Source organism: Campylobacter jejuni, from assembly GCF_001457695.1.
Lineage (GTDB): Bacteria > Campylobacterota > Campylobacteria > Campylobacterales > Campylobacteraceae > Campylobacter_D > Campylobacter_D jejuni.
This window is the reverse complement of sequence record NZ_LN831025.1, coordinates 1,161,674-1,175,841: the sequence shown is the minus strand read 5'-3', so window position 1 is coordinate 1,175,841 and position 14,168 is coordinate 1,161,674. Positions and strand designations below refer to the sequence as shown.

At 30.1% G+C, this 14,168-nt stretch carries 12 protein-coding genes; all 12 read left to right on the top strand.

Going from position 1 to position 14,168, the window contains the following annotated elements; genetic code table 11:
* Nucleotides 1-26 precede the first annotated feature (26 nt).
* The 12 genes from galE (at nt 27) to pglG (ending at nt 14,166) form a co-directional block, all read left to right on the top strand.
* Nucleotides 27-1,013: a UDP-glucose 4-epimerase GalE gene (gene galE / locus AT682_RS06010; RefSeq protein ID WP_002883265.1), complete on the top strand. Its 987-nt coding sequence runs from the start codon at nt 27-29 to the stop codon at nt 1,011-1,013.
* Nucleotides 1,007-2,701 (top strand): BC-type lipopolysaccharide transporter PglK, encoded by a 1,695-nt coding sequence (gene pglK / locus AT682_RS06005; protein WP_002883263.1) that lies wholly within the window; start codon nt 1,007-1,009, stop codon nt 2,699-2,701. Before galE ends, pglK begins: the two co-directional genes overlap by 7 nt.
* Nucleotides 2,698-3,777, top strand: coding sequence for a GalNAc-alpha-(1->4)-GalNAc-alpha-(1->3)-diNAcBac-PP-undecaprenol alpha-1,4-N-acetyl-D-galactosaminyltransferase (gene pglH, locus AT682_RS06000; RefSeq protein WP_079460667.1), 1,080 nt, complete (start codon nt 2,698-2,700; stop codon nt 3,775-3,777). The genes pglK and pglH overlap by 4 nt, the downstream gene beginning before the upstream one ends.
* Complete coding sequence (pglI, locus tag AT682_RS05995; RefSeq protein WP_002882940.1) at nt 3,770-4,699, top strand: GalNAc(5)-diNAcBac-PP-undecaprenol beta-1,3-glucosyltransferase; 930 nt, start codon at nt 3,770-3,772, stop codon at nt 4,697-4,699. Before pglH ends, pglI begins: the two co-directional genes overlap by 8 nt.
* Nucleotides 4,687-5,784 (top strand): N-acetylgalactosamine-N,N'-diacetylbacillosaminyl-diphospho-undecaprenol 4-alpha-N-acetylgalactosaminyltransferase, encoded by a 1,098-nt coding sequence (gene pglJ, locus AT682_RS05990; RefSeq protein ID WP_002882939.1) that lies wholly within the window; start codon nt 4,687-4,689, stop codon nt 5,782-5,784. The genes pglI and pglJ overlap by 13 nt, the downstream gene beginning before the upstream one ends.
* A 3-nt stretch (nt 5,785-5,787) precedes the next feature.
* Nucleotides 5,788-7,929: an undecaprenyl-diphosphooligosaccharide--protein glycotransferase gene (gene pglB, locus AT682_RS05985; protein WP_002882938.1), complete on the top strand. Its 2,142-nt coding sequence runs from the start codon at nt 5,788-5,790 to the stop codon at nt 7,927-7,929.
* 9 nt (nt 7,930-7,938) lie between these two features.
* On the top strand, nt 7,939-9,069 hold the full coding sequence (gene pglA, locus AT682_RS05980) for a N,N'-diacetylbacillosaminyl-diphospho-undecaprenol alpha-1,3-N-acetylgalactosaminyltransferase (RefSeq protein ID WP_002882937.1): 1,131 nt from the start codon (nt 7,939-7,941) through the stop codon (nt 9,067-9,069).
* Nucleotides 9,062-9,664: an undecaprenyl phosphate N,N'-diacetylbacillosamine 1-phosphate transferase gene (gene pglC, locus AT682_RS05975; RefSeq protein WP_002882935.1), complete on the top strand. Its 603-nt coding sequence runs from the start codon at nt 9,062-9,064 to the stop codon at nt 9,662-9,664. The genes pglA and pglC overlap by 8 nt, the downstream gene beginning before the upstream one ends.
* A complete protein-coding gene (gene pglD, locus AT682_RS05970) occupies nt 9,651-10,241 on the top strand; it encodes a UDP-N-acetylbacillosamine N-acetyltransferase (protein WP_002882934.1) in 591 nt (196 codons plus the stop codon). Before pglC ends, pglD begins: the two co-directional genes overlap by 14 nt.
* 97 nt (nt 10,242-10,338) lie before the next feature.
* A complete protein-coding gene (gene pglE / locus AT682_RS05965) occupies nt 10,339-11,499 on the top strand; it encodes a UDP-N-acetylbacillosamine transaminase (protein ID WP_002882933.1) in 1,161 nt (386 codons plus the stop codon).
* Nucleotide 11,500: 1 nt separating this feature from the next.
* On the top strand, nt 11,501-13,273 hold the full coding sequence (gene pglF / locus AT682_RS05960) for a UDP-N-acetylglucosamine 4,6-dehydratase (configuration-retaining) (protein WP_002882931.1): 1,773 nt from the start codon (nt 11,501-11,503) through the stop codon (nt 13,271-13,273).
* Complete coding sequence (gene pglG, locus AT682_RS05955; protein ID WP_002852871.1) at nt 13,273-14,166, top strand: PDC sensor domain-containing protein; 894 nt, start codon at nt 13,273-13,275, stop codon at nt 14,164-14,166. The genes pglF and pglG overlap by 1 nt, the downstream gene beginning before the upstream one ends.
* Nucleotides 14,167-14,168 lie beyond the last annotated feature (2 nt).

Below are 14,168 nucleotides of genomic sequence, written 5' to 3'. Positions count from 1 at the left end.
TGACATTTTTAAAAAAAGGAATGATGGTGAAAATTCTTATTAGCGGTGGTGCAGGTTATATAGGTTCTCATACTTTAAGACAATTTTTAAAAACAGATCATGAAATTTGTGTTTTAGATAATCTTTCTAAGGGTTCTAAAATCGCAATAGAAGATTTGCAAAAAATAAGAGCTTTTAAATTTTTTGAACAAGATTTAAGTGATTTTCAAGGCGTAAAAGCATTGTTTGAGAGAGAAAAATTTGACGCTATTGTGCATTTTGCAGCAAGCATTGAAGTTTTTGAAAGTATGCAAAACCCTTTAAAATATTATATGAACAACACTGTTAATACGACAAATCTTATCGAAACTTGTTTACAAACTGGAGTAAATAAATTTATATTTTCTTCAACGGCAGCCACTTATGGCGAACCACAAACTCCCGTTGTGAGCGAAACAAGTCCTTTAGCACCTATTAATCCTTATGGGCGTAGTAAGCTTATGAGCGAAGAGGTTTTGCGTGATGCAAGTATGGCAAACCCTGAATTTAAGCATTGTATTTTAAGATATTTTAATGTTGCAGGCGCTTGTATGGATTATACTTTAGGACAACGCTATCCAAAAGCGACTTTGCTTATAAAAGTTGCAGCCGAATGTGCCGCAGGAAAACGTGATAAACTTTTCATATTTGGCGATGATTATGATACAAAAGATGGTACTTGTATAAGAGATTTTATCCATGTAGATGATATTTCAAGTGCGCATTTAGCGGCTTTGGATTATTTAAAAGGGAATGAAAGCAATGTTTTTAATGTAGGTTATGGATATGGTTTTAGTGTAAAAGAAGTGATTGAAGCGATGAAAAAAGTTAGCGGAGTGGATTTTAAAGTAGAGCTTGCCCCACGCCGTTCGGGTGATCCTAGTGTGTTGATTTCTGATGCAAGTAAAATCAGAAATCTTACTTCTTGGCAGCCTAAATATGATGATTTAGAGCTTATTTGTAAATCTGCTTTTGATTGGGAAAAACAGTGCTAAAAAAACTTTTTTTTATTTTAAGCAAGGAAGATAAAAATTTTTTATTTTTCTTGCTTGTTTTTTCAGTATTTGTTTCTTTTATAGAAACTTTTGCGATTTCTTTGGTAATGCCTTTTATCACTTTGGCTAGTGATTTTTCTTATTTTGATCGCAATAAATATTTAATCAGCTTAAAAGAATATCTTAATATCCCTGTTTTTGAAATTATTGTTTATTTTGGAGTGGGGCTTATTGTTTTTTATGTATTTAGAGCTTTGTTAAATGCGTATTATTTTCATCTTTTGGCAAGATTTTCTAAAGGACGTTATCATGCGATCGCTTATAAGGTTTTTTCTAAATTTTTAAATATTAATTATGAAAAATTTACTCAAAAAAATCAATCTGAAATTTTAAAGTCCATTACAGGGGAAGTTTATAATCTAAGCACTATGATTTCATCATTTTTACTTTTGATGAGTGAAATTTTTGTAGTGCTTTTGCTTTATGCTTTAATGCTTTTGATTAATTATAAAATCACTTTATTTTTAAGTATTTTTATGGTGTTAAATGCCTTTATTTTAGTGAAAATTTTAAGCCCTATCATTAAAAAAGCAGGAGTAAGACGCGAAGAAGCGATGAAAAATTTCTTTGAAATTTTAAATACAAATTTAAATAATTTCAAATTTATTAAGCTTAAAACCAAAGAAGATGGAGTATTAAGTCTTTTTAAAGCGCAAAGTGAAGCTTTTTCTAAAGCAAATATTACCAATGAAAGCGTAGCTGCGGTACCTAGAATTTATCTTGAAGGAATAGGCTTTTGCGTACTTGTTTTTATCGTGGTATTTTTGGTTTTGAAAAATGAAAGTGATATTTCAGGTATTTTATCCACGATTTCTATTTTTGTTTTAGCGCTTTATCGCTTAATGCCAAGTGTAAATCGTATTATTACAAGTTATCATGATTTGCTTTATTATCATTCTTCTTTGGATATTATTTATCAAAATTTAAGACAAGAAGAAGAAAATTTGGGCGAGGAAAAATTAAGCTTTAATCAAGAGCTTAAAATTTGCAATCTTAGCTTTGGTTATGAGGGAAAAAAATATTTATTTAAAAATCTTAACTTAAATATTAAAAAAGGCGAAAAAATCGCTTTTATAGGGGAGAGTGGTTGTGGAAAAAGTACCTTAGTAGATCTTATCATAGGACTTTTAAAACCAAAAGAAGGGCAAATTTTAATTGATGAGCAAGAATTAAATGCAAATAATACAAAAAATTATCGCCAAAAAATAGGCTATATCCCGCAAAATATCTATCTTTTTAATGACAGTATAGCTAAAAATATCACTTTTGGAGATGCGGTTGATGAAGAAAAACTTAATAGGGTTATCAAACAAGCAAATTTAGAGCATTTTATAAAAAATTTACCTCAAGGAGTGCAAACAAAAGTGGGCGATGGGGGGAGTAATTTAAGCGGGGGACAAAAACAACGCATAGCTATAGCAAGAGCTTTATATTTAGAGCCTGAAATTTTAGTGCTTGATGAAGCAACTTCTGCGCTTGATACTCAAAGTGAAGCAAAAATTATGGATGAAATTTATAAAATTTCTAAAGATAAAACCATGATTATTATCGCACATCGCCTTTCTACGATAACACAATGTGATAAGGTTTATCGTTTAGAACACGGTAAGCTTAAAGAGGAGAAATGATGAAAATAAGCTTTATTATCGCAACTTTAAATTCAGGAGGCGCTGAGCGTGTTTTAGTAACCTTAGCTAATGCACTTTGCAAAGAGCATGAAGTAAGTATTATTAAATTTCATGCAGGAGAATCTTTTTATAAGCTTGAAAATGAAGTTAAAGTTACAAGTTTGGAACAATTTAGATTTGACACACTTTATCATAAAATCGCAAGTCGTTTTAAGAAATTTTTTGCTTTAAGAAAGGCTTTGAAAGAAAGCAAGGCTGATGTTTTTATTTCTTTTTTGGATACGACTAATATTGCTTGTATTGCTGCGAAAATAGGGCTTAAAGCTCCACTCATTATAAGTGAGCATAGTAATGAAGCGTATTTAAAACCTAAAATTTGGCGTTTTTTAAGAAGGGTAAGCTATCCTTTTTGTGATGCTTTAAGTGTGCTTGGAAGCAGTGATAAGGTGTATTATGAAAGATTTGTAAAAAGGGTTAAGCTTTTATTAAACCCTTGTCATTTTAGCGATGAAATTCCTTTTGATTCTAGTTTTGAAAAGGAAAATTTGGTTCTTTTTATAGGGCGTTTAGATCACAACAAAAACCCTGTAATGTTTTTAAAAGCTATAGCGCATTTGGATAAAAATTTACAAGAAAATTATAAATTTGTTATAGCAGGAGATGGAGAGTTAAGGCAAGAACTTGAATACAAGGTAAAATCTTTAGGAATAAAAGTTGATTTTTTAGGACGCGTTGAAAATGTCAAGGCTCTTTATGAAAAAGCAAAAGTGCTTTGCCTTTGTTCTTTTGTAGAGGGTTTGCCAACGGTTTTAATTGAAAGTTTGTATTTTGAGGTTTGTAGAATTTCAAGTTCTTATTATAATGGTGCTAAGGATTTAATCAAAGATAATCATGATGGGCTTTTGGTAGGTTGTGATGATGAAATAGCACTTGCTAAAAAACTTGAACTTGTTTTAAATGATGAAAATTTTAGAAAAGAACTTGTAAATAATGCCAAACAAAGGTGTAAAGACTTTGAAATTTCTCATATCAAAGAAGAATGGCTTAAGCTTATAGCCGAGGTTAAAAATGCCTAAACTTTCTGTTATAGTACCAACTTTTAATCGTCAAGTTTTGTTAGAAAAGGCTATTAAAAGCATACAAAATCAAGATTTTAAAGATTTAGAAATTATTGTAAGCGATGATAATTCTAGCGATGATACTAAAAGTGTGGTGCAAAATTTACAAAAAGATGATGATCGCATTAAGTATTTTTTAAATCAAAATTACAAACAAGGTCCAAATGGCAATAAAAACAATGGCTTAGATCAAGCAAGTGGCGAGTTTGTAACTTTTTTAGATGATGATGATGAGCTTTTATCTGGGGCTTTAAGTACCTTGATGCAAAAAGCAAATGAGGGTTATGCTCATGTTTTTGGAAATTGTTTGATAGAAAAAGAAGGAAATTTAAGCAAGGAATTTAGCGGCAAGGGCTTGGAAAAAGATAGTGAAATTTCTAAAAAAGATTTTTTAATGGCTAAATTTAGCGGAGAGTTTTTTTCTGTTTTTAAAAAATCCCTACTTGAAAATAAGCGTTTTAATGAAGAATTTTATGGCAATGAAGCCACGCTTTGGGTAAATTTATACAAGGAAAAAAGTTTTTATATCCATAAGGCTTTTAGGATTTATAGAATTTTTAGGCAAGATAGCGTGACTTTAGGGGCGAGTAAAAATGCTTATAGGGTGTATTTGGGATATTTAGAGCTTGCTAAAAATTTAGAAAATGAACTTAGAATGAGTAAGGATAAAGATTATAAAAAAACTTGTGCGAGTTATTATAAAATGGCAGCTTATTATGCAAAACTTGCAAAAAATTATAAAGCCCTTTACAAATGTTTGTTTAAAAGCCTAAGTATAAAAATCAACGCTCCTGCTTTGATATTACTCATTTTAAGTATAATTCCAAATAATATGATTGAAAAATTATCAAAAATTCGGGTGGCTTTATGCAAAAATTAGGCATTTTTATTTATTCTTTAGGAAGTGGTGGTGCTGAAAGAGTTGTGGCGACTTTATTGCCTATTTTAAGTTTGAAATTTGAAGTGCATTTGATCTTGATGAATGATAAAATTTCTTATGAAATTCCAGAGTGTCAAATTCATTTTTTAGAATGTTCAAAACCTAGTGAAAATCCTATTTTGAAATTTTTAAAACTACCTTTTTTGGCTTTAAAATACAAAAAACTTTGCAGAAATTTAGGTATTGATACAGAATTTGTTTTTTTAAATCGACCTAATTATATAGCTTTAATGGCAAGAATGTTTGGAAACAAAACTCGCCTTGTGATCAATGAATGCACTACGCCAAGTGTGATGTATATGAAAAATAATTTTAATTCTTTGGTAAATAAATTTTTAATTTCTTTGCTTTACCCAAAAGCTGATTTAATCTTGCCTAATTCTAAGGGAAATTTAGAAGATTTGGTGCAAAATTTTAGTATAAATCCAAAAAAATGTGAAATTTTATACAATGCCATCGATTTAGAAAACATAGGGCAAAAAGCCCTTGAAGACATAGCTTTAAAAGATAAATTTATTTTAAGTGTAGGCAGGCTTGATAAAGGTAAAAATCATGCTTTGTTAATTCGTGCTTATGCGAGATTGAAAATAGATTTAAAGCTTGTGATTTTAGGTGAAGGTGTGCTTAAAGATGAGCTTTTAGCTTTGATTAAAGAGTTAAATTTAGAAGAAAAGGTTTTGCTTTTAGGATTTGATAATAATCCTTATAAATACATGGCTAAATGCGAATTTTTTGCTTTTGCTTCTGTATTTGAAGGCTTTTCAAATGTTTTAATTGAAAGCTTAGCTTGTTCTTGTGCGGTGGTTTGCACTGATCATAAAAGTGGTGCAAGAGAGCTTTTTGGCGATGATGAATTTGGACTTTTAGTAGAAGTAGATAATGAAAACTCCATGTTTCAGGGTTTAAAGACTATGCTTGAAGACGATAAATTAAGAAAAGCGTATAAAAATAAGGCTAAAACTAGGGCTAAGGCCTTTGATAAAGTAAAAATTGCACGCGATGCTTTGAAATATTTATTAGGATAAAAGATGTTGAAAAAAGAGTATTTAAAAAACCCTTATTTAGTTTTGTTTGCGATGATTATATTAGCTTATGTTTTTAGTGTATTTTGCAGGTTTTATTGGGTTTGGTGGGCAAGTGAGTTTAATGAGTATTTTTTCAATAATCAATTAATGATCATTTCAAATGATGGCTATGCTTTTGCTGAGGGTGCAAGAGATATGATAGCAGGTTTTCATCAGCCTAATGATTTGAGTTACTATGGATCTTCTTTATCTACGCTTACTTATTGGCTTTATAAAATCACACCTTTTTCTTTTGAAAGTATCATTTTATATATGAGTACTTTTTTATCTTCTTTGGTGGTGATTCCTATTATTTTGCTAGCTAATGAATACAAACGTCCTTTAATGGGCTTTGTAGCTGCTCTTTTAGCAAGTATAGCAAACAGTTATTATAATCGCACTATGAGCGGGTATTATGATACGGATATGCTGGTAATTGTTTTACCTATGTTTATTTTATTTTTTATGGTAAGAATGATTTTAAAAAAAGACTTTTTTTCATTGATTGCCTTGCCGTTATTTATAGGAATTTATCTTTGGTGGTATCCTTCAAGTTATACTTTAAATGTAGCTTTAATTGGACTTTTTTTAATTTATACACTTATTTTTCATAGAAAAGAAAAGATTTTTTATATAGCTGTGATTTTGTCTTCTCTTACTCTTTCAAATATAGCATGGTTTTATCAAAGTGCCATTATAGTAATACTTTTTGCTTTATTCGCCTTAGAGCAAAAACGCTTAAATTTTATGATTATAGGAATTTTAGGTAGTGTAACCTTGATATTTTTGATTTTAAGTGGTGGGGTTGATCCTATACTTTATCAGCTTAAATTTTATATTTTTAGAAGTGATGAAAGTGCGAATTTAACACAGGGTTTTATGTATTTTAATGTCAATCAAACCATACAAGAAGTTGAAAATGTAGATCTTAGCGAATTTATGCGAAGAATTAGTGGTAGTGAAATTGTTTTTTTGTTTTCTTTGTTTGGTTTTGTATGGCTTTTGAGAAAACATAAAAGTATGATTATAGCTTTACCTATATTGGTGCTTGGGTTTTTAGCCTTAAAAGGGGGGCTTAGATTTACCATTTATTCTGTACCTGTAATGGCTTTAGGATTTGGTTTTTTATTGAGCGAGTTTAAGGCTATATTGGTTAAAAAATATAGCCAATTAACTTCAAATATTTGTATTGTTTTTACAACTGTTTTGAATTTAACTCCAGTATTTATCCATATTTACAACTATAAAGCGCCAACAGTTTTTTCTCAAAATGAAGCATCATTATTAAATCAATTAAAAAATATAGCCAATAGAGAAGATTATGTGGTAACTTGGTGGGATTATGGTTATCCTGTGCGTTATTATAGCGATGTGAAAACTTTAGTAGATGGTGGAAAGCATTTAGGTAAGGATAATTTTTTCCCTTCTTTTGCTTTAAGCAAAGATGAACAAGCTGCAGCTAATATGGCAAGACTTAGTGTAGAATATACAGAAAAAAGCTTTTATGCTCCGCAAAATGATATTTTAAAAACAGACATTTTACAAGCCATGATGAAAGATTATAATCAAAGCAATGTGGATTTGTTTCTAGCTTCATTATCAAAACCTGATTTTAAAATCGATACGCCAAAAACTCGTGATATTTATCTTTATATGCCCGCTAGAATGTCTTTGATTTTTTCTACGGTGGCTAGTTTTTCTTTTATTAATTTAGATACAGGAGTTTTGGATAAACCTTTTACCTTTAGCACAGCTTATCCACTTGATGTTAAAAATGGAGAAATTTATCTTAGCAACGGAGTGGTTTTAAGCGATGATTTTAGAAGTTTTAAAATAGGCGATAATGTGGTTTCTGTAAATAGTATCGTAGAGATTAATTCTATTAAACAAGGTGAATACAAAATCACTCCAATCGATGATAAGGCTCAGTTTTATATTTTTTATTTAAAGGATAGTGCTATTCCTTACGCACAATTTATTTTAATGGATAAAACCATGTTTAATAGTGCTTATGTGCAAATGTTTTTTTTAGGAAATTATGATAAGAATTTATTTGACTTAGTGATTAATTCTAGAGATGCTAAGGTTTTTAAACTTAAAATTTAAGGGTTGAAAATGAGAATAGGATTTTTATCACATGCAGGAGCAAGTATTTATCATTTTAGAATGCCTATTATAAAAGCATTAAAAGATAGAAAAGATGAAGTTTTTGTTATAGTGCCACAAGATGAATACACGCAAAAACTTAGAGATATTGGCTTGAAAGTAATTGTTTACGAGCTTTCAAGAGCTAGTTTAAATCCTTTTGTGGTTTTAAAGAATTTTTTTTATCTTGCTAAGGTTTTGAAAAATTTAAATCTTGATCTTATTCAAAGTGCGGCACACAAAAGCAATACCTTTGGAATTTTAGCAGCAAAATGGGCAAAAATTCCTTATCGTTTTGCTTTGGTAGAAGGCTTGGGATCTTTTTATATAGATCAAGGTTTTAAGGCAAATTTAGTGCGTTTTTTTATTAATAATCTTTATAAATTAAGTTTTAAATTTGCACACCAATTTATTTTTGTCAATGAAAGTAATGCTGAGTTTATGCGGAATTTAGGACTTAAGGAAAGTAAAATTTGTGTGATAAAATCTGTAGGTATCAATTTAAAAAAATTTTTTCCTATTTATGTAGAATCGGAAAAAAAAGAGCTTTTTTGGAAAAATTTAAACATAGATAAAAAACCCATTGTGCTTATGATAGCAAGAGCTTTATGGCATAAAGGTGTAAAAGAATTTTATGAAAGTGCTACTATGCTAAAAGACAAAGCAAATTTTGTTTTAGTTGGTGGAAGAGATGAAAATCCTTCTTGTGCGAGTTTGGAGTTTTTAAACTCGGGTGTGGTGCATTATTTGGGTGCTAGAAGTGATATAGTCGAGCTTTTGCAAAATTGTGATATTTTTGTTTTACCAAGCTATAAAGAAGGCTTTCCTGTAAGTGTTTTGGAGGCAAAAGCTTGTGGTAAGGCTATAGTGGTAAGTGACTGCGAAGGTTGTGTAGAGGCTATTTCTAATGCTTATGATGGACTTTGGGCAAAAACAAAAAATGCTAAGGATTTAAGCGAAAAAATTTCACTTTTATTAGAAGATGAAAAATTAAGATTAAATTTAGCTAAAAATGCCGCCCAAGATGCTTTACAATACGATGAAAATAATATCACACAGCGTTATTTAAAACTTTATGATAGGGTAATTAAGAATGTATGAAAAAGTTTTTAAAAGAATTTTTGATTTTATTTTAGCTTTAGTGCTTTTAGTACTTTTTTCTCCGGTGATTTTAATCACTGCTTTACTTTTAAAAATCACTCAAGGAGGTGTGATTTTTACCCAAAATCGTCCCGGGTTAGATGAAAAAATTTTTAAAATTTATAAATTTAAAACCATGAGTGATGAAAGAGATGAAAAGGGTGAGTTATTGAGCGATGAATTGCGTTTGAAAGCCTTTGGAAAAATTGTTAGAAGCTTAAGTTTGGATGAGCTTTTGCAACTTTTTAATGTTTTAAAAGGGGATATGAGTTTTGTGGGGCCTAGACCTCTTTTGGTTGAGTATTTATCCCTTTATAATGGAGAGCAAAAATTGCGTCATAAAGTGCGTCCAGGTATAACAGGGTGGGCACAGGTAAATGGTAGAAATGCTATTTCTTGGCAGAAAAAATTCGAACTCGATGTGTATTATGTGAAAAATATTTCTTTTTTGCTTGATTTAAAAATCATGTTTTTAACAGCTTTAAAGGTTTTAAAACGAAGTGGGGTAAGCAAAGAAGGCCATGTTACAACAGAGAAATTTAATGGCAAGAACTGAAAAAATTTATATTTATGGTGCTAGTGGTCATGGGCTTGTTTGTGAAGATGTGGCTAAAAATATGGGTTATAAAGAATGTATTTTTTTAGATGATTTTAAAGGAATGAAATTTGAAAACACCTTACCTAAATATGATTTTTTTATAGCCATAGGAAACAATGAAATTCGAAAAAAGATTTATCAAAAAATTTCAGAAAATGGCTTTAAAATTGTCAATCTTATCCATAAAAGTGCACTTATAAGTCCTAGCGCAATCGTGGAAGAAAATGCAGGAATTTTAATCATGCCTTATGTAGTGATTAACGCTAAAGCTAAAATAGAAAAAGGTGTGATTTTAAATACTTCAAGCGTAATTGAGCATGAATGTGTGATAGGGGAATTTTCTCATGTGAGTGTGGGAGCTAAATGTGCGGGTAATGTAAAAATTGGTAAAAATTGTTTTTTAGGGATTAATTCTTGTGTTTTGCCTAATTTAAGCTTAGCAGATGATAGTATTTTAGGTGGTGGAGCAACTTTGGTTAAAAGTCAAGATGAAAAAGGTGTTTTTGTGGGAGTGCCTGCAAAAAGAAAAATATGAAATGATTATAAAAAGATTTTTGTTTGATTCTTTGTAAATTTTTTTAGGTAAAATAGAGTTAATTTATAAAAATTTTGTTTTATACAAAGGATAAATCATGAGATTTTTTCTTTCTCCTCCGCATATGGGCGGTAATGAATTAAAATACATAGAAGAAGTTTTTAAAAGCAATTATATAGCACCTTTGGGTGAATTTGTAAATCGCTTTGAACAAAGTGTAAAAGATTATAGCAAAAGTGAAAATGCCTTAGCTTTAAATTCAGCCACAGCGGCTTTGCATTTAGCTTTAAGGGTGGCAGGGGTAAAACAAGATGATATTGTTTTGGCTTCTTCTTTTACTTTTATTGCTTCAGTGGCGCCTATTTGTTATCTTAAAGCAAAACCTGTATTTATAGATTGTGATGAAACTTATAATATCGATGTAGATTTGTTAAAACTTGCCATTAAAGAATGCGAAAAAAAACCAAAAGCATTGATTTTAACTCATCTTTATGGCAATGCGGCTAAAATGGATGAAATTGTTGAAATTTGCAAAGAAAATGACATTGTTTTAATTGAAGATGCTGCTGAAGCTTTAGGAAGTTTTTATAAGAATAAAGCCTTAGGAACTTTTGGAGAATTTGGAGTTTATTCTTATAATGGTAATAAAATTATTACCACTTCAGGTGGAGGTATGCTTATAGGAAAAAATAAAGAAAAGATTGAAAAAGCAAGATTTTATAGCACTCAAGCTAGGGAAAATTGTTTGCATTATGAACATTTAGATTATGGTTATAATTACCGTTTAAGCAATGTTTTAGGAGCTATTGGCGTAGCGCAAATGGAGGTTTTAGAACAAAGAGTGCTTAAAAAAAGAGAAATTTATGAGTGGTATAAAGAATTTTTAGGAGAGTATTTTAGCTTTTTAGATGAATTGGAAAATTCAAGAAGCAATCGCTGGTTAAGTACAGCTTTGATTAATTTTGATAAAAATGAACTTAATGCTTGTCAAAAAGATATAAATATCAGTCAAAAAAATATTACTTTGCATCCAAAAATTTCAAAACTCATAGAAGATTTGAAAAATAAACAAATAGAAACAAGACCATTATGGAAAGCTATGCACACTCAAGAAGTATTTAAAGGAGCTAAGGCTTATCTTAATGGCAATAGTGAGTTATTTTTCCAAAAAGGAATTTGTTTGCCAAGTGGCACGGCGATGAGTAAAGATGATGTTTATGAAATTTCAAAACTGATCTTAAAGAGCATAAAGGCTTAAAATGATTTTTTATAAAAGCAAAAGATTAGCATTTTTTTTAACTTCAGATATTGTTTTAATTTTACTTAGCGTTTATCTGGCTTTTTCTTTGAGATTTAGTGGAGATATTCCGAGTATTTTTTATCATGGTATGATGGTTTCTGCTATTATTTTGCTTGTTTTAAAACTTTCATTTTTGTTTGTTTTTAGAATTTATAAAGTAGCTTGGAGATTTTTTTCTCTCAATGAAGCAAGAAAAATTTTTATCGCTTTGCTTTTAGCTGAGTTTTGTTTTTTTCTTATTTTTTATTTTTTTAGTGATTTTTTTAATCCTTTTCCAAGAAGTGCTATTGTGATAGATTTTGTTCTTTCTTATATGTTTATAGGTACTTTAAGAATTAGCAAAAGAATGCTTGTGGATTTTAAACCTTCTAGAATGAAAGAAGAAGAAACTCCTTGTATTGTAGTAGGGGCAACTTCTAAGGCTTTGCATTTGTTAAAAGGTGCAAAAGAAGGTTCTTTAGGGCTTTTTCCTGTAGGCGTAGTTGATGCGAGAAAAGAGCTTATAGGGACTTATTGTGATAAATTTATTGTAGAAGAAAAAGAAAAAATAAAATCTTATGTAGAACAAGGGGTAAAAACTGCCATTATTGCTTTAAGACTTGAACAAGAAGAGCTTAAAAAACTTTTTGAAGAACTTGTAGCTTATGGTATTTGCGATGTAAAAATATTTTCTTTTACAAGAAACGAAGCAAGAGATATCAGTATAGAAGACTTGCTTGCTAGAAAACCAAAAGATTTAGATGATAGTGCTGTGGCGGCTTTTTTAAAAGACAAGGTAGTTTTGGTAAGTGGAGCAGGTGGAACTATAGGCAGTGAACTTTGTAAGCAATGTATTAAATTTGGTGCTAAGCATCTTATCATGGTTGATCATAGTGAGTATAATCTTTATAAGATCAATGATGATTTAAATTTATATAAAGAAAAAATTACTCCTATTTTACTGAGTATTTTAGATAAGCAAAGTTTAGATGAGGTATTAAAAACTTATAAACCCGATCTTATTTTACATGCAGCCGCTTATAAACATGTGCCTCTTTGCGAACAAAATCCACATTCAGCAGTAATCAATAATATTTTAGGAACTAAAATTTTATGCGATAGTGCTAAAGAAAACAAAGTAGCTAAATTTGTGATGATAAGTACAGATAAAGCAGTGCGACCAACAAATATTATGGGTTGCACTAAGAGAGTTTGCGAGCTTTATACTTTAAGTATGAGTGATGAAAATTTTGAAGTTGCTTGTGTGCGTTTTGGTAATGTTTTAGGTTCTAGTGGTAGTGTGATACCGAAATTTAAAGCACAAATTGCCAATAATGAGCCTTTAACTTTAACGCACCCTGATATAGTGCGTTATTTTATGCTTGTGGCTGAGGCAGTGCAACTTGTTTTACAAGCTGGAGCTATCGCAAAAGGGGGAGAACTTTTTGTTTTGGATATGGGTAAGCCTGTGAAAATCATAGATTTAGCTAAAAAAATGCTTTTACTTTCTAATCGCAATGATTTAGAAATTAAAATCACAGGCTTAAGAAAAGGTGAGAAGCTTTATGAAGAGCTTTTGATTGATGAAAATGATGCTAAAACACATTATGAGAGTATTTTTGTAGCAAAGAATGAGAAGGTTGATCTTAATTGGCTTAATAAAGAGATAGAAAATTTACAAATATGTGAAGATATTTCAGAGGCTTTATTAAAGATTGTACCTGAATTTAAACACAATAAAGAAGGTGTATAATGTATATAAAAGATATACAAAGATTTGAAGATAACCGCTATCGTGCTAGAGCTTATATGAGTTATATTTTAACAAGAAATCTGCCCAATAAACTTCCTGACATTCACCTTGAAACGATTAAAACAGCTTTGGATAAAATAGCTCATGAAGTTGTTGTTTTTGATGCTTTGTATATTTTAGATATTTCAGGCATGCAAATAGAAAATGCGATTTCCTTAAATAAAGCTCATGAAATAGGGCAGGGTGAGGATAGAAGTACTCGTTCTTATTTTTATAGAGCTGTAAAATTAAGACGATGTGTTTTGAGCGATCCTTATCCTTCGGTTTTAAATAATGAGCTTTGCGTGACAGCTTCTATGCCAATTTACGATGATAAAAATAACTTGCTTTTTGTTGTTTGTATTGATATCAAGCTTGAAGATATTTTAAAGATTATTCAAGCAGGAAAATTTGAGTTTGTTTTTACTCAGTTTAGTCGTTTGGTATATTTTTGCTTCGCACTGGTTTTATTTGTGATTACTTGTTTTTTATTTCAAAAAGGTTTTTTTAGTCTTTTTGATAATCAAGCTATAGGTATAGAACATATGTTTGAAAGTACCATCGCTATAACTTTGGCTTTAGCTATTTTTGATTTGGCAAAAACTTTGATCGAACAAGAAGTATTAGGAAGGACGAAAAAAGAAGAAGGTGGAATTCAAAAAACTATGGTGAGATTTTTGGGTTCTATTATCATTGCTTTAGCTATAGAAGCTTTGATGTTGGTATTTAAACTTGCTATTGGTGATCTTTCTCAGATGATTTATGCGATTTATCTTATCGGTGGAGTGAGCTTGCTTCTTTTAGGTTTAAGTGTATATTTATTTACGGTTAAGTATAAAAATAATAATATTTGAGT